This window comes from Helicobacter cinaedi PAGU611 (genome assembly GCF_000284635.1).
Taxonomy (GTDB): Bacteria; Campylobacterota; Campylobacteria; order Campylobacterales; family Helicobacteraceae; genus Helicobacter_C; species Helicobacter_C cinaedi.
In genome coordinates this window covers 12,605-33,503 of record NC_017761.1, presented here as the reverse complement: position 1 = coordinate 33,503, position 20,899 = coordinate 12,605, and the positions used below count along the sequence as shown (strand labels likewise).

Genomic DNA, 20,899 nt, shown 5'->3' with positions numbered 1-20,899 from the left:
GGATTTCTGTCTCTTATTTCACTTAGATTCTACAATACATAAGATTTTTAAACCACAACAGATTTTTAATGATATTATACATAAGCATTTGCTTAGGACATAATGCTATGCTTATTACTACCCTTGCAAAAAGTGTTGCAAAATCTCGCTATTTTTAGATTCTGGCTTGTGGCACTCTAAAAGGCTGATGGTGGATTCTATCTTTTCAACAACGGATATAATTTTCTCTTGTGCTTCAAGGGGCGGGAGGGGGATTTTCAAGTCGTTAATTTTGCCTGATAAATTGTTGATATTTGAACCTGTTGCAGAATTTTCAAGTTTTTGTTTAAAATCATCATTTGCAATAGTATAGAAAACAAATTTTGCATTAAAACGACTTCTTAAAATTCCCATAAATCCTCCAGCATAGTATTCGGTATCTTTATCTATAAAAGCCACTTTTCCTATATGTTTTAAGCTTCCACTTGAAAAACACATAAAAATATCATTTTTTCGCAAAATTTTATTTTTATCTCCTATAAAATCTTGCTTAAGATAAATCATTTTTGAAAGCTCAAAGGTGTTGTTAAGGGTAATATTATCCGCAGTTAATACTATATTTTGTGTCTTTTCCGTTGTTTGCTCTGTTTTGTCGTATGTTATTCCTCTTATAATTTCGCATACTTGGCCGAGCTTGATTGTATCCCATCCTTGCGGTGGTGGGGTGGGGATAGAATCTAAAAGGGTTTTTAGGTTGTCATTTTGAGCCTTTGAAAAAGGCGAAAAATCTAGCTTATTTTTAGATTTTTCGCTATTGCTCAAAATGACAGGGTTAGATTCTGTATTTGTAGATACTAGCTCACGCTCAGTATGACAAGGGGCGGAGTTGATACAACTAGTCAAAAGGTCAAAATCTAGCTTAGATTCTAACTCTTGTATAGAATCTAGCAAGGAAGTGATGAAGTCTCTACTGCCCCCCCCCCCGATAGATTCATCAGTATTTGCAATAATACCGCATTTGACTAAAATCGCTTTAATCAACTCTTGGTATTTTTCTATACTCATTCGTATGGTGTTATACTGCTCTTCTACTTTTTCACATTCTGCTACGATTTGCTTTTGAATCTCTAAAGGCGGCAGGGGGATTTTTAGATTTTTAAGCGTTGTAAGATTGATATGCTTAACTGTTGGGTTTGTTGTTGAATTTTCTAGTGTTTGTTTTGATAGCCTTAAAATATAGACTAAATAACGATTTATAATTTTTGAATCATCGCATATTAAGGCATTTATTTGTTGATTAGTGGTAAGTTCAATTTTATTGATAACACATTTGCCGATTGTGGCTGTGCAAGTCAATAATACAGATTCTTTAGGGACGATTTTTACTTTTTTGTCTTGCAAAGCTTTTTTTGAAACAAATTGAGAAGTGGATTCTATAAAAACATTTTCTTTAAAATCTGGCGTTGTAAGCCAATGAATATCGTTGCTATTCCAATATTCTCTTATGTTTTTTAACGGAGTAGAACCATTGATAATTTCTACAACAACTTCCCCTAACTTCACCAACTCAAATTTACAATTTTCAAAAGGATTTTGTGCCTTGCCCTCGCCTTGTGAATTGATAGGATTTAAACTTATAGCCTTATTAAAATCTACTTTGCTAAAGTCTAGCATATCTATGAGTTTTGCCTTAAAAGCATAGGGGCTTAAATCTTGTGGGATAGGGCTAGAGATTTCTAAAAACGCTTGGCGGATAAGGTGGGCTAGTTTGTTTGGATTGTGTGGATTATCCCTTTCAAAAAGGGGGCTAAGGTAGGGGCTATTTAGCTCTTTTAAGCCTTCATCGCCTTTGCGATTACTCCATTCATAGCCTAAAAATCTTTTCTGCTCTTTGTTATCATTTGGGGCTTTGATGATGATAGGGGCTTGATTGAAACTTAGAGAGAAATAGAGTAATTTATCTTTTTCTATCGCTCTTGCGTAAGCTAAAAAGGCGTTGTGCGTTAAGGTGTCTTTGTCTTTAGAATCTTTATAAGCTTTGGATTCTACTAGCTTTTTATAATCGCTTGTTTCTTTAAAGGCGGCGTGGTATTCTTTAAAAGTATCTAGCCCTAAAAGCTGTGTTGTGCTTTGAGGGCTTTTAATATTTTGTTCTGTGTCTTTGGTTTCACTTGGGGCTTTGTCTAAATTATGATTAGATTCTAAATTTTTGTCATATTGAGCCATAGGCGAAATATCTCTATTGTGTTTTTTGAGATTATTCGCTACGCTCATAATGACAAGTTGAGATTCTAAACTCCCATTTAAAAAGCTCTCATACTCCCCTTTATCAAAGCCCCTAAAATCACAATAGGCATTAAAGGCTTTAACATAATTTTTATAGGTTTCATTGCGTAATAAATTGCCGCTTTCTATGTAGTTTTTGATATTGCTATAATCTTGCGAAATGGTTGTATTTTCTGGTGTGTAATTTTCCTTTTTGCGTAAAAATAGAATAATGGTATTTGTGCCTGTCGCCCCAAAAGTTTGAGAGCCTAACTCTACAATAGCGATAAAATCAAAATTAGCAAATAAAATCTCTCTTGTGCTTTTATAAATGCCATCTTTGTTTAAAATAGAGCTTGGCAGGATAATGGCGGCTTTTGCATTATCTCTTAAAAGCTGGTTTGCCCTCTCTATAAAAAAGCATTCAATGGCGTTATTTGTCTCTATATTTATATCATTAGTAAAAAGCGTGTAGATCTTTTTGGATTTAGCACTCAAGGTCTCTAAAAAGCCTTTAACGGAATAAGGGGGATTAGCGATAAGTAAATCAAAGCTGTGGTTATTGATTTGGGGTTTTTGCTTATTGCCTTTATCTGTTTTGGGATTTTCTAGCTCGTGTGTGGCAAGGGCATCTGCATAAAGGATATTGATTTCATTTTGTCCATACATTGCAGAAGAGACTTTTGCGACTTTACTTAAGCGGTATTCTTTCTCAATGCCATAAATTTGTTTGTAATGCTCTTGCAAATCCTGCTTAATGTAGCGTTTCAGTTCGTTTGCATAAGTGTTTAGAAAATGTCCTGCCCCACAAGCAAAGTCAAGCACTTTTAAAGGCTTAGAAGCCTTTGTCATAGAGTCTAGCGGTAAGGAATACATAATGAATTCACAAATTTGAATCGGGGTGAAAAACTGCCCTTCATCTTGCTTCATACCTTTTTGTAAGAAAAGCTCAAAAAGATTGCCTAAGAATTGATTGGTGGAATTTTGCGTGAGTTTGTAGGGAGCAAAAAGCTCGATAATTTCTTTTAGCACTATGGCGTTTTGTAAGAATAGCTCTTTATTATGCACTTCTAAAAAGGCAAAGTCGTTGTTGGAGTAGAATTTAAGCTCTTTGATATGCTTTTGAATCTGGGCTTTTAAATCGTTTGCGTGAAGTTTTTTAAAGGCTTTTTCTATATCATCATTAGAGACAAAGGTAATCTCCTCGCCCAAAAACTCACTCATCGCTTCTTTGTAAAGGAGCATTAGCCTATCTTGCATACTCGCATAAGTATCTGCCATAACGCCAAAATAACCAAATTTAAGATTGTTTTTATTAAAGCTTTCATCATAGATTTTACATAAAAAGATATTTACAAGTTTATCGAAGGCATTTTCCTTGCCTGAAATATTATGTTTGCGTAAAATCTTAGCAAACTCGTGGTATTTACCCTCTTCTTTTAGCTCTTTTAGCTTAGAAAAAGTGGGGGTTGTCTCTAGAATCTTATAAGCATTCACATCATTTTCAAAAATGCCTTGCGTGAAAAATTGCAATTCATAGCTCTCTTTCCATACTGCAAAAAGCTCGGTGTTATTACTTGCTTTTTTGTAGGATTTTTCTATATCGTTTTCTTGCAAGTATTCGTCATTATCAAAGGCTTGGATAATGTAATTTTGATATTTGATACTTTTAGATTCTGCTTCTAAATCGCTGGCGTAAAGGCACAAAAATTTTGTGGATTTTTCTTGCTGAAAATAGCTAAAAAGTTGTCCGCCATTTTCTTTCATTCTCTCCCATTCTTTGCTAAATTCGCTTTTGTTTTTGGTATTTTCTCCTGCGGTTTTGCACTCTATGAGTAAGTAAGGGGCATTTTTATTATCATATACTAGAATATCGGCTTTGCCACTTTTTGCTTCTCTGCCTAGCTGCCATCTTGGCTCTAGCTCTAAAGATTCTGCTTTATAGCCTTTTTCTAATAATCTATGCACACATTCAAAGACTACAAAATTTTCAGGGTGAGAGAAGTTTGAAGTCGTGGTGTCGTGTATCTTTATCCCTTGTGGGTAAATAAGCTTTTGGTTAGCAAAATCCACTTGCATTATGTAGGAGTTTATGGTCTTTGTGTAGATATGTGCTTGTTTAGATTCTAACTTGTTGGATTCTGCTATTTTAGACTCTAGACTTTTAAATTTTGGCTTTTTGCCCCCCCCCCCCCCCGTAGAGAGAGATTCAAACCCCAAAATCTCTAGCACTTCTTGTAAATTATCTTGTGTAATCATTAAACGCCTTTGTCTTAAATAAAATGTATCAATATGCTTTGGGTAGAATATACCAGATAGCAAGGATTCTGCTAGAATCTTTGCTGTGCCTTTACTCCCCCTCCAAGCTTCCCATATCAATCACATAGCGGAATCTTGCCTTCCCGCTTGTAAGATTGCTATATGCTTTGTCAATGTCATTTACACTAATGATTTCTACTTCAGGGTAGATTCGCTGCTGCACGGAAATATCTAGCATTTCTTGCGTCTCTTTTATGCCGCCAATGAGTGAGCCATACACCTTTTTCCCCGCAGAAAAAACAAGCCTTGTTACATCAATATGCGTTTTTAGCTCCACAGGCGGCAGCCCCACAATCGCCATCTCACCGCCAAATTTCAGCAAATCCACATAGCTATTGATATCATAAGCCGTAGGAATGGTAGATATGATAAAGTTAAATCGCTCTTTGCATTCACTCGCACTTGTGTAAAAGGCTTTCACGCCTAGATTCTTAGCAACTTGAGCCTTAAGTGTATTTCGTGCAAAGACACTCACTTCCGCCCCAAGATACAGGGCGTATTTCACCGCCATAAGCCCAAGTCCGCCAAATCCCGCTACTGCGACTTTATCGCCCTTTTTTACTTTGCTAAATTTTAAGGGGCTATAAGTGGTGATCCCAGCACAAAGCAGTGGAGCGACTTTCTCCAGCGGGGCATTGTGCGGCACTTGTATCGCAAAGTTTTCACTCACAACGATATTATTTGAGTAGCCGCCATAGGTTGGGGCATTATCGTGGAAGCAATCAAGGCAATCATAGGTAAAAACCGCCTTGCCATTCTCGCAAAACTGCTCTTGGCTTTGCTTGCAAGCACTACACTCCCCACAGGAATTCACCATACAGCCAACCCCCGCATAATCGCCGATCTTAAACTTACTCACATTTTTGCCCACAGCTACCACACGCCCGGCTATCTCGTGCCCGGGGACCATAGGATAAATTCCCTCTTTCCACTCACTTCTAGCGGAGTGTATATCGCTATGGCAGATTCCAGCATACAGAATCTCAAGTAAAATATCATTCTCACCCATTGCGTGGCGAGTGAAGCTAAATGGCTTAAATGTATCATCTTTGTGCGTAACTGCATAGCCTTTTGCGGTGATTTTTTGCCCATTGTTGGCTTGGGCTAAGTTTTCTTCTAAAAGCATAAAAATTCCTTTGGGTAGTAAAATAGCTAAGATTCTATAATATTTGTCTATGAAAAATGCTAACAAGCGGTTTAGACAAACATATAAAATCTTTAAGAGCGATATTATAAAGCCTAACACCTAGTGTTTGTCAAGAGAGAAGATGTCAAAAAATAAAAGGGCTGTGTGGCAGTCGCCACAACCCTAAAGTTTAAGATTCTACAACGCCTTATGCTTTGTAGAATCTAGGGTAAGTTAAAATTTCTTTTTCTGCACATCGGCTTAAATCTCACTTGCAATGCCATTTGTCAAGTCCGCGATTTGGATATTTTCTTGCGTAATCATCTGAATCTGATTAATAGAATCATTAATCTGTGTCAGTCCCAAAGTCTACTCATTGACTGCTTCTGAAATCTCATTGACACTTTGCACAAGCATATTAATGTTTGCTTCAATCTCGCCTAGCGATTTGCTTGTTTTTTCAGCAAGTTTTCTTACCTCATCAGCCACAACCACAAAGCCCCGTCCGTGTTCCCCAGCACGATCGGCTTCAATAGCGGCATTAAGTGCTAAGAGATTTGTCTGCTCGGCAATATCCTGAATCACGCTCACAATATTTTTAATATCTTGGGCTTGAGCGGTAGCTTCTGTAGTTTGCTCACTCACGCTATGCATAGATGCGTTAATCTCACTTACCGCACTGACAGAGTGAGTAAAATCAAGTCTTTCATACGCTGCAAATACCGCAGAAATCATATTCATATCCGCACCTATTTTAGATTCTAATACGGCTAACATTTTATTCAAAATCTCGCCAAGCTCTTTGATCTGTAGATTAGTGGGCTTCACATTCACCCGTGCTGTCATATTGCCAGATTCTATGGCTTTGACAACTTCTAGCGTTTGAGCGATAGCTTGTTTATCTTTTGAAAGCGATTCGTTAGTGTTTGTAATATTCTCATCAATCGCCATTGCCATCACGCTAAACTCATCTTGTGTCTGCAAATCTAAAAGTGGCGTATCCTTAGTCTTATAATTGATGAAGTCAAAAAAGCTTAAAAGTCTTTGCGTGATATTTTTGATATGGTGTAGCTGATACACCACAATCCAATACAACACAATCGCCACAATCACAACAACGACAAAAAAACAACCCAACTTGAGACATCAAAAGTGAATATAACTCCTGCTCAAAATATTCTTCAGAATTCGTCGGCAGAGGAGCCAGTTTTGGTCATTAAGAATACACACTGCCATTTTTTCTATGCCACTATAGGTATAATGGATAATTTCCGATGGAGTGTTAGGCGTTTTGGGTGTATGAGTGTATAGAAAATCTATACTTCATTTCTTTGTGAATCTTGCGAAAATAGCACTTTTTCATCAGAATACACGATATTATAATTGCCTCTATCATCAAAGCCAACGAGATACACCGAGCTACTTAGTATTGTTTTAAGCGATACAAAATCGTGCTGTAAATCTTTGAGAAATATATTTGCCCCTATGACACCCACGAGCTTACCATCTACTACAAGTAGGCTAAAATCCGTAGTAATCAACTCGCCTGTTGTGATATCATTAAAAGGTCGTGAAAGTCCAGATTCCATTGTCTTTTTAGCTGCTTGATACCACTCGCGTGTGCGAGAATCAAAGCCTTTGCTTTTATCAAGGATATAAGCTTTATTTTTTGACTGAATATCTGTTTTAATCAACAATCCATCAGCTTCATAGCCGATGTATAGTACATCAAGATGCGGAGTGAGCTTAAAAGCATATTCTACTTCTTAGCAACTGTACCATAAGACATATCGCCACTTTGGGCAATATCCTGTGCCATCTATTCTACGAAGTGAAGTTTAGATTCAAAATATGCGTTGATAAAGTTCTCCGCATTTTTCACACTCTCCTGTTTGCCGTGTGCCACGCTTGTAACAATGCTGAATTTAGCAAGAGAGAAACTCGCCAAAGACAACAATGCAAACGACACAAGAAGCAATGCCACGATTGTGATAGCAATCTTTCCACTCACACTTTTTAACATTTAACCCTCAATTTCAGATTCTAAAATAATGTGCTTACTTGGTATCGCACAATGAATTTGGGGTTATATAGTAAAAAATCCAAATTTGAAGTAATATTTGCATAAATTTTGTAAATTAAGTGTAAAGTATCCTTGTTTTCATTCTAACTACGAGCCATTTTAACTCAACAAAATTTAATACTGCTACTATGAAAATTCATATTTTTCATAAAAAAGAGATGTTAAATAGAATCTATTTTTAATATTTCTCACACTTTTTAAGCCAAATTTCAAACCAAGCAGAGTATAATCCGCACTCTTTTTTTGTATGGCTCGATAGCTCAGTCGGTAGAGCAGGAGACTGAAAATCTCCGTGTCGGTGGTTCGATTCCGCCTCGAGCCACCACGATTACCTTTCTTTCACTTTCATTTGTTTTCAAATAACTACCAAATACCGCTGTTTAAGGCTCTTATCTTTTCATTTGACTATCATTTGTTTTCTACTTATTTTGGAAAAAATTATGGCAAGAGCTTAGATAGGAAAGGTAAATTTTCGCATATATGTATCACTCGTGCCTGTAATTGTAATATATTCTCTTTAGAGAAGAGAATTTTTTTGAAAAAATCCTTGTAATGACCTACTATACGATGTTTTATAACAATTTTGTATTCAAAACAAGTTCTATTCTGGCGACCTACAAATACCGCCAAAATTCCCCAAAAAGTAGTCCATAATATACCAATAATTCTAATTATTTATGAACTTTTGGTAGGTGAAATTTATTCGTACGCACACACGTGAAATTATATATAAGAACATACAAAGAGTAATTTTTTAGAAAAATGCGATAAACATCGTTAAGTAGGATATTACAAGGGTTTTTTAGAAGTCAATATTTTTTACCAATGAGTCAAGAAATTTTAACTCATTGGTAAATATGCATTTGACCTATTTACCTTTATTTTATTAGAATTCTTAACGACTGAGAGGAGATAAAAATGACCATGTCAATTACCAAAGATACAGGCATAAAAACCCATTATGTAGGCAAAGGCGTGGTGCAAGATATGGAAACAGGCGAAATAATGGAACTAGAATATGTTGAAAAAAAGTTCCGTATGGCAATATAAAACGCGGTTGGCGGCGTGTCTATTTAGAACACTTTATGGAACTGATAGCAGGACGAAAAATTGATGTGGTGGAATTTATACTTGACAACCTAAACAGCGAGAATCAGCTTACAATGTCCCAAGCACAGGTCTAGAGTGAGCCACATTTCAAAGCCTATTGTCATAGAAACATTTCAATATCTAATTGCTAATGATTTTATGAAAAAACAAGGCTCTATTTATGCGATAAACCCCAAATTTATATGTGCCTTTGGAAGTGATAAGAAAAATGCCACAATAGCAGTAAAGTATAGCTGTGATAATGGCTAAAGATACTAGGAAACTGCCGAGTGGGTCGCGTAGCTAGAAAGATTCTATTTGATAAACATAAAGAGATTGATGCTATTTTGATAAATGCTCTGCATTTCTAAAAAATAGCGATAGACACCAAAAAAGAATCTTGTGTGATTATAAAATGGCAGCCCAAAATGTCTCGCATATAAACCAAAGGCTTTTATGAAACGAGTAGAATCTAATATTTAGAGCCACGCGGTGCAAATTAATGCCTTGAACTTGTCAAAGGTGGATAATTTGCAAATTATCCACCTTAAAAGGTTAATTTGTTTAAGATATGATTTCACAAGTTCAATCAATCTTAAAAAGGATAGACAATGAATGCAGCAGTATTAGAAACTTATTCAAGCAGAAAGCTTACAAATTTGGAGCAGAAAATTCATAAACAAATCACACAAACACAAAAAGAATTTGACGCAACAAGAATTAAGGCTGAAAAGAAAATTGAAGCCTTAAAAAACAATCTAATAGAAGTTCAAAAGGCACAAATAAAAATACGCCAAAAACAAATAATGCAAATGGAGCAGGAGCTAGAGCCAACTAAAAAGTGTTTAGAATCTTTAACGAGCGAGACAGCTATCATTACTCCATCAAATGAGCCGACAGATATACTTAAGGCTATGGAGCAGGCAAGTAGGAATAATCTCTAATGCGTGAGCTTGAATATAAAAAATCTTTCTTTAAAGATGCACAAGTATTAGCCAAAAATGGATTTGACCTAACAATTCTCAATCCATTGTTAGACAAGCTCCGCAGTGGCGAAGCACTAGAATCAAAATATAAAGACCACCAACTACAAGGAAAACTCAAAGATTATAGAGAGTTTCACCTAAAAGGCGATATTTTAGTGCTTTATAAAATTACTGACACAATGCTTACTCTCTATGCAATAGATAATCACAACAACCTTTTTAAGCGATTTAGCAAATGACAAAACAAGAGTTAGAAGAAGAGCTTGAAGCAAGGCAGTGGCGACCCAAACAAGTTTATACACCACAAGCAAAAAAAAGCATTAGCACAAATTACAAAAGCCAAAAATTACAGGAAAAAAACCCAACAAAAAGCCCAAGTTAAAGCTCATTTAAATCCAGCAAAAATGCACCACGCAACCAAAAAGGAAGCATAAGTTTCAAAAAAATCAAACCCTATCCAAATGTGTCACAATGACCGCACAGAGCCACCTAGCTATTTGTTAGAAAGTGGCGGTATGGGCATGGAGCGTAATAGCGTAGACAATAGGGAAGCTCAAATTCTCAAACAAAAACTCATAGATGAAGCAAGTAGGGCAGACACTGTACACACAGGGCAAAGACTACAAGCCAAAAGCTTTGAATGGAGTGCTGTTTGCAATATCAAGCCTGATACCACAATGCAGGATTTAGAAAGACTTGCAAAGCATTTTGAAGCTAAATATGGCTTTCAATGCTATCAAATTGCTATCCATAGAGATGAAGGGCATATTGATGAAAGTGGGCAGGAGCGAATCAATCACCACGCTCATTTAGAGTTTATTACACTTGATAAAGAAAGTGGAAGAAACAATTATCGCCGAGAGCTTATCACGCCTAGCATATTGCGACAAATATAAACCGAAGTCGCTGAGATTCTACAAATGGAGCGGGGTATTGATAAGCGTGTTAGTAAGCGAGAACGCATAGAGCCTAGATATTTTGCCAAACTTGCTGATGAAATCAAACAAGAAACAAAAATACAAAAAGAGCGTGAAATTCTACAATCTGCTATCACAAAACTAAAAGACCAAATTACGCAAGAGCCACAAGAATCACAAATCAAACTCACAAGCGATAAAAACGAGATAATCTATCTCAATGTCCCATACAATGAAAAAGATGAAGCCAAAGCACTAGGAGCTAAGTGGGACAAAGAGAAAAAGCAATGGTATATCCCACAAGTAGATTGCACTCCATTTGCTAAATGGTGGCTACCAAACTTTAAGACAAAATCCCAAGAAATCGCAGAATTACACGATAAAGTGGCAGAAAAAGATAAAGCACTTGATAAGGTGCGTGGCGAACGCAACACCGCACAAGCTTCATTAGAGAACGCCAAAAAGAAAAAAAATTACCCAAGATGATTTAAACACCGCTATTGCAGAAGCAAAGCAAGAGATACAAGAAAGGCATAAAGCCGAGATTGAAGCCCTAAAAACAACCCTACAAGAAGCAAATGATAAAGTTAGCAAAGAGCCAAATATCGCAACAAGCGGAGAGAGAAAACCCATTGCCATTGCTTCTCCTTACGATTCCATTGTGATTATGACAACCTATGCCACCACAACATTTATTGAGCCTAGCAATCTAGTGCAAGAAAATGAACTATTAAGACAAGAGCTTGCAAAGACAAAACTAGCAGAAAATGAAAAAGATAGAGCATTAAATGAAATAGCTCAAATTGTAGGCAGAGAGAGCAAAAGTTATCAATCAATAGAAATAGGTGTAAGAATGTTAGCTAACAGACTTAAAGAATTAGAGCAAAACAAACTACAAGAGCAGGATTTAGATTCTAGTTTCACACAAACACGCAAAAACAAAGACTTTGAGAGATAAAATCAAATTTTCATTTTTTTTTTTTTTTGAAAAAACCCTAGTGGAGCGTTGCTCCGCGTGATTTTTTCAATGCTTGTTGATAAATACTTCGCTTATGCTTCGTATTTCTAAACAAGCAGATTTGAAACACCAAAAAGAAAAAAAATGCATTTAAAGCCAAAATAAACCATATTAAAACACTAACTAATATTGCATAGTTTTTTTTGATTTTTGATAGGATTCCACGCTTTTTAAGAGTATTTTTATTTTGGTGTTAATCACACGATTAGAAATGCGAAGCATTTATCATCGTGGATAATGCAAAAAATTAAGAATTATGGAAAGTATAAAGGAAATGTAAAATTTAAATAGTTACTGAAATGCTATGCATAGGCTGTTTAAAGTATTGTGTAAGATTCCGCCTCGAGCCACCACTTCTATTAAGCAATACTCTATTATCTCACATCAATAACCCTACTCATCGTATTGATAATATCATATCCATCCCATATTAGTGAAAAATCACTACTTTTGCCAATAGGCACAATTCTATCAATCCCCAAAATCCCAAGAGCAGCAATCTCTTCAAGTATAGTTTGAGAATCTACACCAAAATAAGTCAAAGTTTGAAATCGCTTAGAAACAATACGCAAGACTTCTTTTATACAATCTCCGCTAGATTCTATAAAGCTCCCACACGCACAGGTATAGCTCTCCACTCTTTCATCTAGCAATGGCACATAGATTCTGCTGATAAGGTTGTCGTGTGTATGCTCTATTTTTGCATTATCTATATTTAGGGCGACATCACATTGCGTTATAAGTTTATCTATGGCTACAATGCTCTCAAGCTCATATCTATCTTTTATATTAAGCCACACATAATGCCAGAATCTATTCCTTGCTTCATTGGCATAATCCTTATTAAGCCAAAAGATAAGTCTAGGGGAAGAGCAAGCATTTTGGTCATACAAATATGTATCATTATAAAAATGTCCTGCAAGTGTTTGTAACTCACTCTCATTAAGCTTAAGTAGCGATTTAGAATCTATCACACTTATAGAATACCTATCCGCAAAACATAGCTCTACGCAACGAGGTGCTATGGGGCTTTGCCGTATGTTATTTATCGTTGTATCTCCACCCCAAATCACTCTTACATCAGCTAAAGATGATAGTTTGTCTGTTATCTCTTTTAAATGTGAATATTGTATAATTCTTATATATTGTGTCATCTCATATTGACTTTTTAGATTCTCTAAAAGTCTGCATAAAATCTCTGTTTGTTTGAAAAACTTGCTAGATACCCGTATCACACTTGCATTGCCCGAGAGTAGTCCAGCCACTAAAGAATATGCAAAGTTTATCGGCACATTTGATGGTGCTATATGAAAGCTTAATCCCCTGCCTATTCTATTACGCAAAGAATCCTTATAATCTTTTTTAAGCTTTTCTATATTTGTTTTGCGGATAAAAAAGCCAAATGAGATGATATCAGCATAATTTTTTGCTTCACTATCACTCATTATGAGAAGTGAGAGTCTATGTAAAAACTCGCTTACTCTCTTATCAAAAATTTTTAATACAGGAAGCTTTTTTAGCTCATCTAATTGTTTGTAAAATTCCGTCTCATCTAAGATGGGAAACAAGCATTGTAAAGAAGTGTTAGAATCTAGGCTATTTTTGCTCATAGGTGTCGCTACATCCTCTAATTTCAGCATTTTGTATTCTCCCATTGATTGAAAAATATTTACCCTTTCTACCGCAAGGGCAGTCGTCTTCACCAAGTATTGTGCCTACATCTTCGCTTAAAATAATATGCCCCGGATATGAGTGTGGCAAAAGGGATACAAGCTCTAAAATCCCCTCTTCGTCCATATCTGCTATGCTAAAATCTCTAGCTCTTCTTACAATAATATCTGCAAAAATAGGCGTGTGTAAAACTCCACACTCACATTCCATATAAATAGAACCGGTTTGCTCTACCATACCATAGTAGTTGTGTATCTTTCTCACACCACACACACTTTCTAACTCACTTTTAAAATGCTCTTTTGACACTGCTTGAGAAATGAGCTTTTTCCAGCCACCGCCGTGGATAAGAACAGAATCTTTTAAATCTAAAAAGAGATTTAACCTTTTTAACTCATTATAAAAATGCTGCCACACAATAAATGTAAAGCCAAATAACAGAATCTTTTTGCCCTTATGTTTCTCTATAAAATCCCTTATCAAAGCAACATTGAGATTCATATCTTTATCAAGTGCATAGATTTTTTCCCTAGCAAACATAGAAAATCCAAGCACCCCAGCACCCCTAGCAGAAAACATAGCTCTATTTTGCAACAAGTGAGAGCTATCGATAATAATCATAGGCATTCTACTATTGCCTATAAAGCTTTGCATAATCCTTGATAGTGCTTTTGTTTGATTGAGTGAAGTTTGCTTGTCTAAAAATATTTGCGATACACTCTGTCTGCTTGTGCCAGAAGAAGTCATTGTTTTTATAATCTCACTTTTCTCTATGCTTTTTAATGCGTAGTGCTTGAATAGTCGCACGGGCAAAAATGGTGCATTATAATAAGAATCTAGATTCTTGTCATTTTTGTAAGTGTGGGCAAGAGCTTGTTTCGTGTGAGCCATAGACGAAAAATCTTGTTGAGATTCCACATTAGATACTTCGCCTAAAGGCTCAGTATGACAATTACTAGATTCTATGCCCTTGTCATATTGAGCCTTTGAAAAAGGCGAAATATCTTTATTAGATTCTAAAACTTTAGATACTTCGCTACACTCAGTATGACAATTAGATTCTAGACTCCCAACACCAAATGCGTCTAATATTCTTTTATACTCATTACAATGTTTGTAGTGAAATCTGCAAAGCTCTCTAATATTTTGTGTTAATAATCTCTCTTTATCTTCTTTGCAAAGGCTATAAGGATCTAGCTTAAAAATGCCTTCATAATCAATATCACTATTTTCCATTGCCACACTCTTTTTTCACAATATTATCTAGCATAGAGTAGAGTATCTTGCCAGAGCTACTTCTTGGCAAAGATTCTATGTATTTAACCTTTAGTGCTGTGGGGGCTATTTTTAGCCTATCACAAAGTAGCTTTTTAACTTCTTCACATCTTTCTTGTGTGATAAAAATATAAAGCATATCATCTACTCCGCTAGATTTTGCCTCTAACCCTTGAAACTCGCCCTCTATAATAGAATCTATATCATCAAGGTTTATTCTTCTGCCAAACATTTTTATAAAGCGATTCTTTCTCCCCACTATGTAGTAGTAGCCTTCACCATCTCTTTGTGCTATATCTCCTGTGTGTAGCACACCGCCAAACTCATCTTTTTTAGCTAAACTGAAACGATTTTCACTATAACCCAAAGTTACATTTTTCCCCTTATAAATAAGCTCTCCTTGCGTGTTATCTTGCTCTATACGATTACCTTTAGAATCTAGCAAATAAAACTCGCCATTAGGGATAGCCACACCTATACTGCCACACTTCTCTATTGACTTTTCACTTGGAAGATAGCTCATTCTAGCAGTAGCTTCTGTTTGTCCATACATTACGATAAATGCTTTATTGCTAGATTCGGCAAATGTAGCAAATTCCTTATGCAATTCAACTGAGAGCTTCCCACCTGCTTGTGTCATAGTTTTTAGATAAGGTAAAGACATATTAAAAAACTTTAGCTTTTTTAGCATTTCATAAGTGTATGGCACACCAGAGATTGAGCTAGCCCTTTGTATTGCGATAAACTCCCAAAGCTGCTTTTGCATAAGCGATTTATCGCTTAATAAAATCATCGCCCCGCTATACAAATGCGTATTAATCACTGATAAGCCAAATGTATAATGCAAAGGCAGGATTAAAATCGCCCTTTGTGTTTTGTCTATATGCAAATATTGAATAATAGATTCTGTATTGCTTTGTAAGTTCTCATAGCTTTGTCGCACCATTTTAGAACTACCTGTAGAACCCGATGTGCTAAGCAATAGGGCTAATTCACTATATAAACCTACATTTTGTGGAATCTGCCCTAAAGTTTGCAAAAGTGTGGGGGATTGCAAAAGTGTGTAGGAATATTGTCCTAACACTTCTTTAAAACCACTGCGTATAAACCTATCCTTTAGCCTATCAGGTAGCCACAAAAACTCTGGACTATAATCAAGCAAAAGCTTATCTAGCGTATTAGAATCTAAACTGCAATCTACCATTAAAGGCACAATACAAGATTCAATCATACAAGCATAGCCAACTAAAGCTCCCATAGAGTTTTCGCATAGATTCACGCATAATGCTTTGTTAGATTCTATCCTATCTAGCACATTGCTTAAGCTCAAAGCAAACTCTGCTAACTCATTATAAGTAACAGAATTGCCCACATCATCAAGCACAGCGACCCTATCGCCAAATCTTGCAAAGTCAAAAAACATTTTAGGACTTACTTAAGATTGATACCATATTTTTTAAGAATCTCTATGCCTTTTTCAAATGAGCTAAAATCAATAATATCATCAGTTTCTAGCTCAATACTAAAAGCCTCTTCAAGTGCTGCCATAAGAGCCATATGCCCTACACTATCCCACGCTGGAATAGCTTGATATGATAGCCCTTCTACTTCATCTTTACCTATATTTAAACTTTCCATAAAGCACGATTTGTATGTTTGCATTTAAGCCTCCTTAATTAAAATGAGATTGTATTGTTTGTGCTATTTGTGTAGCACAAAGTCCGTATTTTTCTAGCTGATAGGAATAATCAGCCGTATGCCCATAAGAATCTGGCAAACCAATGATGACTTGCCTAGCATCACAGCCTATTTTTGCTTTAAATTCTGCTATTGCACCTCCTAGCCCACCTATTATGATATGCTCTTCAATCGTTGCTACAAGTTTATGCAACTTAAACGCATTAAGCACAGCCTCTTCATCTAGTGGTTTAATTGTGTGTAAATCAATGACAGAGCAGCTTATGCCATTTTGCTCTAATATTTCTACTGCTTTGAGAGAAGTATGCACCATACTGCCTGTGGCAATAAGAGCGACATCATCTCCACTTTTTAGCGTAATTGCCTTGCCTATCTCAAAATCAAAATCTTCTTCATACACAATTGGTACATTAAGGGTATTTGTAAGTCGTATGTATGTAGGCGATTGTCTCAAAGCTACTGCATAAAGACATTTTTTTATCATACCGCAATCACTTGGGGAAATAATAATCATATTTGGAATGCTTCTAAGTAAAGCTATATCTTCCCACCCATAGTGAGAATGTCCAAGCTCACCCATACCCACACCACAGCCAAGCCCAACAAGCTTTACATTAAGATTCATATAGCCTAGATTCATACGGATAAAGTCAAAACATCTTCCTGTTATGAATGGTGCAAACGAAGAGGCAAAAGGGATTAATCCCTCTTTTGCTAATCCCGCAGATACAGAGATAAGACTTTGTTCGGCTATACCTGTATTAATAAAGCGATGTGGCATAACTTCACGCATTCTACCCAAGCCTGATGAGCCTCCTAAATCCGCTGATAAAGCAAATACATTATCATTCTTAGCAATAAGCTCCATTAAAAGCATTCCATAAGCTGCCCTTGTGCCGATTTTACTTAGCATTTTTGCTTCTTTACTTGTAAATGCACTCATTTTTGCACCTCCAATTCTTGCAAGGCGAGTTCAAAAAATTGTTTTGTAAGTCTATTATGATGCCATTCTGGCTTATTCTCCATAAATGAAATGCCATTGCCTTTGATAGATTCTGAAATAATAATGCGTGGCATATTTTGTGGATTCTTCTTTGCTAAAGTCTTATCAATTTGCTCGATATTATGTCCGTTTATTTGCTCCACATAAAAGCCAAAACTCTCCCATTTTCTAGCCATATCCCCCATATCTAGCACAGAGAAAGAGAATCCATCACTTTGACAACTATTCTTATCTAAAATAATGGTTAAATTATCTAGCTTATTATGTGCTGCAAACATCGCTACTTCCCACACACTCCCTTCATTACTCTCGCCATCGCCAATAAGCGTATAGATATGAAAGTCTTGTTGCTTTATCTTTGCTGCCTTTGCTATGCCAACAGCCAAACCCACGCCCTGCCCCAAACTCCCCGTTGAAGCCTCTATGCCAAGATTCACATTCATTACAGGATGCACACAAAAAGCACTATCATTACTCATAAAGCTATCCATTTCACTTTGCTTTACTATGCCACATTCCATAAGCACAGCATAGAGTGCTACCGCACAATGCCCCTTGCTTAATATGAATCTATCTCTCAATTCCCAAGTTGGATTTTTAAAATCATATTTCAAATGTTTCAAATACAGCACACTAAGAACATCAATAATAGACATCGCCCCGCCTAAATGCACACTCTTTTGACAATCATACGCAATTTGCAAAATGCGTTTTTTACTGCTTAAGATTCTATGTTTTAAATCTTCTTTCATCACGCCTTACCTCCATCTACTCGTATTACTTCACCATTGATAAAACTGCTTTTACTTGAAAGTAAAAATACAATCACTTCTGCTATTTCATTTGGTGTAGCCATTCTTTTTAGAGCGATATTTTGAATTGTTTTTTCCTTTAAGCAATCACTCATTAGCATAGGCATATTTGTATCTGTAATGCTTGGTGCTAGGGCATTTACCCTTATATGAAATGGGGCTAATTCACTTGCTAATTTTTTAGTCGCACCAATGAGACTAGTCTTACTTGAGACATATTCAAGAGAACCAGGGATTCCATCAAGGGCGGCAACAGAGCTAAGATTCACAATAGAGCCACTTTTATGTCGTATCATATTTTTTAAAAGTCGTTGTGTTAAAAGCAGGGGAGAGAAAAAATTCACTTGAAACACTTCTTTTATCTCTTCTATCTTTGTCATAGAAAAAAGCCTTGCCTCTCCCACAATGCCAACATTATTAACAATACCATCAAGTGCCACTTTGAGCTTTAATATGTCATTAGCCGCATTCATAACTTCTGCTTCATTAGAAAAATCAGCATAAAACATAGCAAGATTCACATTATGCTTTTTGACTAGATTCTCTAATTCTTTTTGAGAGGCAGAATCTTGTGTTCTATTCATAGCAATAATATTTGCACCATTTTTAGCACATAGCTCTAGTGCTGCTTTGCCTATGCCTTTATTGCAGCCTGTTATGACTATATTTTTATCTTTTAACATTGCTCAATATAATCCTCTTTACCAAAAATCTCTTTTGCCTTATATGGCGTGAATATAGTCCTATCTTCAGGCAAGAATTTCTCTCTAAATTTAAAATTATGCGCACTTATGCAAATAGGGCTAAACTCACCAAAATATTTAATAGAAAATCCATAATCTAGAATCTCTTTTAAACTCTGCTCTTTTATATTGCCAATAGATATATTGATATACGGACATACAAGCACTTCACCAAGGGGCGTGATATATGTCCTATTCACAGTCCAACAACCACTAATTTTAGTTTTTGTCTTATCATACATATCCCAAGTATTAAACACCACATCATAATTCTTGCGTATTCCATCAAGTATTTTAAAATCTTCTGCGGTCATTCTATCTTCCTTTAAAGAGCCAAAAGGCATAGCCATAATGAGATAAGAGGTATAACCCTTAGCCTTTGCATAATCAAGCAAGGCAAATAAATCCGGATCCTTTGCGTTGTAATGCCCAAAAATAACATTAGGGAAAGCCGCCATACCAGCTTCACTTGCATAATCAAGCGCATTTAAAGCTCTTTGGTGAGCGTCTTTGATACTTCGCCCCCCCCCCCCGTATTCTGTTAAATTCCTCTGCGTTCATACCGCTTACTGATACTGCCATAGCGTCTAATCCAGCTTCTGCTAAATCCTTAGCATATTGCGGTGTAATTAAATATCCATTTGTGATAAGTATCATTTGGAATCTCTCTGGTTTGAACGCTTGAATGAGCTTTAGCAGACTTTCCTTGTTGATTGTTAGCTCCCCACCTAAAAGCACAATCTCCCAAATGCCTAGCTCGTGTGCCTCATCTGCAATTCGCTCTATTTCACTTAGCTCCAAACGCTCTTTGTTATATTTATTTTCTACCTCTGAGTAGCAAAAAGTGCATTTAAAATTACAAGCATTATGATAGTTAAGCGTGATTGAGCGAGGGGTTTTGCCCACTTTGCCACCATTATTTTTTAATGCTTTTATATATTTATGCACCTTTGATACAACTATGGGTTTTTTTAACATTGACATTTATTTGCTCCTATTTTAATGTGATTAAATCCTGCGGGATGGCTAGAGTTAAATCCACTTGAGAAATACACTTAGATTCACAGCTAATACTTGCCTTGCACTCTCCCACGCCTCTTTTGTAAGAGAGCAAATCCGCACGGACAGAAAGCACATCGCCGGGCAAGGCACTTGTGTGAAACACTGCATTAGAAATCCTAGAGATAACTGACTTCTTGCCTTTCATATTTGGCATTGTCATCACGCATAATGCCGCGGTATTAAACATAGCCTCTAGCTGCAAGGCTCCGGGCATAAGCGGATTATCTGGAAAATGCCCCACAAAATACCATTCATTAATGCTTAGATTCTTCCTAGCGACCATATATTTTCCCGCTTCACCATCTAATACAGAATCTATCATCAAAAATGGATAGCGATTTTCTAAATATTCTTGAATTTCAAGTATATCCATAGTCATTTTTGCTCCTTTGGGACTATATTTTTTAACATATCAGGCATACAGATTTTTATCTGCCCTTCACACACGACTTTATTTTCTACCATACCTTTGCCCCTGCCTATACCTATCCCTCTTTTCCAGCTTAATGTCTCTACTTCCATTTCTAGCTTTTGCCCGGGGACTACCCTTTGACGAAGCTTCACACCATCTACTTCTAGGATATGTATGGGCTTTTTCTCATTGCCCGGGAGTGTTAAAAACACATAGGTGAAAAGCTGAGTCAAAGCCTCTATTTGAAGCATACCGGGCATTATTGGATCATCTTTAAAATGCGTGGGGAAAAACCACTCATTAAAGGTTACATTTTTATAGCCCTTGACATATTCTCCGGGCTTTAATTCGGTGATTCTATCCACATACAAGTATGGGTAAGTGAGTGCGGTTAAGGCTTGAATGTGATTTATTGTTAGTTGTTGTAATAGCGGTGTCATT

24 protein-coding genes, 1 tRNA gene and 1 pseudogene are annotated in these 20,899 nt (G+C 36.3%); 10 read left to right on the top strand and 16 right to left on the bottom strand.

Annotated features, from left to right (window positions below; all coding sequences use genetic code 11):
• Positions 1-117: 117 nt before the first annotated feature.
• The 5 genes and pseudogenes from HCN_RS12535 to HCN_RS00145 form a co-directional block, all read right to left on the bottom strand.
• Complete coding sequence (locus HCN_RS12535) at positions 118-4,503, bottom strand: restriction endonuclease subunit S (RefSeq protein ID WP_041309469.1); 4,386 nt, start codon at positions 4,501-4,503, stop codon at positions 118-120.
• Positions 4,504-4,594: 91 nt separating this feature from the next.
• Positions 4,595-5,689, bottom strand: a complete 1,095-nt coding sequence (locus tag HCN_RS00160) for an NAD(P)-dependent alcohol dehydrogenase (RefSeq protein WP_014666178.1) — start codon at positions 5,687-5,689, stop codon at positions 4,595-4,597.
• 261 nt (positions 5,690-5,950) lie between these two features.
• Positions 5,951-6,541 (bottom strand): annotated as a pseudogene (locus tag HCN_RS12530) (methyl-accepting chemotaxis protein); the annotation flags it as partial.
• Between the two features lie 464 nt (positions 6,542-7,005).
• Positions 7,006-7,386 carry a PDC sensor domain-containing protein gene (locus HCN_RS00150; protein ID WP_014666176.1) on the bottom strand — a complete coding sequence of 127 codons (381 nt, stop codon included), beginning with the start codon at positions 7,384-7,386 and terminating at the stop codon, positions 7,006-7,008.
• Between the two features lie 122 nt (positions 7,387-7,508).
• The gene (locus HCN_RS00145; RefSeq protein ID WP_014666175.1) at positions 7,509-7,712 is read right to left on the bottom strand and encodes a hypothetical protein; all 204 of its coding nucleotides are present in this window, start codon (positions 7,710-7,712) and stop codon (positions 7,509-7,511) included.
• A gap of 309 nt (positions 7,713-8,021) precedes the next feature.
• On the opposite strand from HCN_RS00145, the gene HCN_RS00140 reads away from it, so the two are divergent.
• The 10 genes from HCN_RS00140 (at position 8,022) to HCN_RS00115 (ending at position 11,722) form a co-directional block, all read left to right on the top strand.
• Positions 8,022-8,097 (top strand) — tRNA-Phe (locus tag HCN_RS00140).
• A 593-nt stretch (positions 8,098-8,690) separates the two neighbouring features.
• Positions 8,691-8,822 (top strand): hypothetical protein, encoded by a 132-nt coding sequence (locus HCN_RS12295; RefSeq protein ID WP_014666174.1) that lies wholly within the window; start codon positions 8,691-8,693, stop codon positions 8,820-8,822.
• A 35-nt stretch (positions 8,823-8,857) separates the two neighbouring features.
• On the top strand, positions 8,858-8,956 hold the full coding sequence (locus HCN_RS12525; RefSeq protein ID WP_081495216.1) for a replication/maintenance protein RepL: 99 nt from the start codon (positions 8,858-8,860) through the stop codon (positions 8,954-8,956).
• A 1-nt stretch (position 8,957) separates the two neighbouring features.
• The gene (locus tag HCN_RS11395) at positions 8,958-9,131 is read left to right on the top strand and encodes a hypothetical protein (protein ID WP_158309883.1); all 174 of its coding nucleotides are present in this window, start codon (positions 8,958-8,960) and stop codon (positions 9,129-9,131) included.
• Between the two features lie 341 nt (positions 9,132-9,472).
• The gene (locus tag HCN_RS00135; RefSeq protein WP_014666173.1) at positions 9,473-9,805 is read left to right on the top strand and encodes a hypothetical protein; all 333 of its coding nucleotides are present in this window, start codon (positions 9,473-9,475) and stop codon (positions 9,803-9,805) included.
• Positions 9,805-10,086, top strand: a complete 282-nt coding sequence (locus tag HCN_RS00130) for a type II toxin-antitoxin system YafQ family toxin (protein ID WP_014666172.1) — start codon at positions 9,805-9,807, stop codon at positions 10,084-10,086. Before HCN_RS00135 ends, HCN_RS00130 begins: the two co-directional genes overlap by 1 nt.
• Entirely contained in the window at positions 10,083-10,229 is a 147-nt protein-coding gene (locus tag HCN_RS11390; RefSeq protein ID WP_158309882.1) for a hypothetical protein, read from the top strand. Before HCN_RS00130 ends, HCN_RS11390 begins: the two co-directional genes overlap by 4 nt.
• A gap of 79 nt (positions 10,230-10,308) precedes the next feature.
• Positions 10,309-10,743, top strand: a complete 435-nt coding sequence (locus HCN_RS11785; RefSeq protein ID WP_014666170.1) for a hypothetical protein — start codon at positions 10,309-10,311, stop codon at positions 10,741-10,743.
• Positions 10,744-10,767: 24 nt separating this feature from the next.
• Positions 10,768-11,250: a DUF5710 domain-containing protein gene (locus HCN_RS11780; protein WP_014666169.1), complete on the top strand. Its 483-nt coding sequence runs from the start codon at positions 10,768-10,770 to the stop codon at positions 11,248-11,250.
• A gap of 175 nt (positions 11,251-11,425) precedes the next feature.
• Positions 11,426-11,722: a hypothetical protein gene (locus HCN_RS00115; RefSeq protein ID WP_133249497.1), complete on the top strand. Its 297-nt coding sequence runs from the start codon at positions 11,426-11,428 to the stop codon at positions 11,720-11,722.
• Between the two features lie 434 nt (positions 11,723-12,156).
• On the opposite strand, the gene HCN_RS00110 is transcribed toward HCN_RS00115, so the two are convergent.
• From HCN_RS00110 to fabZ (HCN_RS00060), 11 genes are read right to left on the bottom strand one after another with little or no spacing between them, the layout of a single operon-like run.
• Positions 12,157-13,422, bottom strand: a complete 1,266-nt coding sequence (locus HCN_RS00110) for an acyl-CoA reductase (RefSeq protein ID WP_041309573.1) — start codon at positions 13,420-13,422, stop codon at positions 12,157-12,159.
• Complete coding sequence (locus HCN_RS00105; RefSeq protein WP_014666166.1) at positions 13,379-14,689, bottom strand: LuxE/PaaK family acyltransferase; 1,311 nt, start codon at positions 14,687-14,689, stop codon at positions 13,379-13,381. Before HCN_RS00105 ends, HCN_RS00110 begins: the two co-directional genes overlap by 44 nt.
• A complete protein-coding gene (locus HCN_RS00100) occupies positions 14,679-16,151 on the bottom strand; it encodes an AMP-binding protein (protein WP_014666165.1) in 1,473 nt (490 codons plus the stop codon). Before HCN_RS00100 ends, HCN_RS00105 begins: the two co-directional genes overlap by 11 nt.
• An 8-nt stretch (positions 16,152-16,159) precedes the next feature.
• The gene (locus tag HCN_RS00095; RefSeq protein ID WP_002956094.1) at positions 16,160-16,390 is read right to left on the bottom strand and encodes an acyl carrier protein; all 231 of its coding nucleotides are present in this window, start codon (positions 16,388-16,390) and stop codon (positions 16,160-16,162) included.
• A gap of 10 nt (positions 16,391-16,400) precedes the next feature.
• Positions 16,401-17,369 carry a transketolase family protein gene (locus tag HCN_RS00090; RefSeq protein WP_014666164.1) on the bottom strand — a complete coding sequence of 323 codons (969 nt, stop codon included), beginning with the start codon at positions 17,367-17,369 and terminating at the stop codon, positions 16,401-16,403.
• On the bottom strand, positions 17,366-18,181 hold the full coding sequence (locus HCN_RS00085; RefSeq protein ID WP_014666163.1) for a transketolase: 816 nt from the start codon (positions 18,179-18,181) through the stop codon (positions 17,366-17,368). Before HCN_RS00085 ends, HCN_RS00090 begins: the two co-directional genes overlap by 4 nt.
• Positions 18,181-18,924: an SDR family NAD(P)-dependent oxidoreductase gene (locus tag HCN_RS00080; RefSeq protein ID WP_014666162.1), complete on the bottom strand. Its 744-nt coding sequence runs from the start codon at positions 18,922-18,924 to the stop codon at positions 18,181-18,183. The genes HCN_RS00085 and HCN_RS00080 overlap by 1 nt, the downstream gene beginning before the upstream one ends.
• On the bottom strand, positions 18,918-19,442 hold the full coding sequence (locus HCN_RS00075; protein WP_014666161.1) for an SPASM domain-containing protein: 525 nt from the start codon (positions 19,440-19,442) through the stop codon (positions 18,918-18,920). Before HCN_RS00075 ends, HCN_RS00080 begins: the two co-directional genes overlap by 7 nt.
• A gap of 19 nt (positions 19,443-19,461) precedes the next feature.
• Positions 19,462-19,968 (bottom strand): radical SAM protein, encoded by a 507-nt coding sequence (locus HCN_RS00070; RefSeq protein WP_014666160.1) that lies wholly within the window; start codon positions 19,966-19,968, stop codon positions 19,462-19,464.
• A 10-nt stretch (positions 19,969-19,978) separates the two neighbouring features.
• The gene (fabZ, locus tag HCN_RS00065) at positions 19,979-20,425 is read right to left on the bottom strand and encodes a 3-hydroxyacyl-ACP dehydratase FabZ (RefSeq protein ID WP_014667495.1); all 447 of its coding nucleotides are present in this window, start codon (positions 20,423-20,425) and stop codon (positions 19,979-19,981) included.
• Positions 20,422-20,898, bottom strand: a complete 477-nt coding sequence (fabZ, locus tag HCN_RS00060; RefSeq protein WP_014667494.1) for a 3-hydroxyacyl-ACP dehydratase FabZ — start codon at positions 20,896-20,898, stop codon at positions 20,422-20,424. Before fabZ (HCN_RS00060) ends, fabZ (HCN_RS00065) begins: the two co-directional genes overlap by 4 nt.
• Position 20,899: the final 1 nt, after the last annotated feature.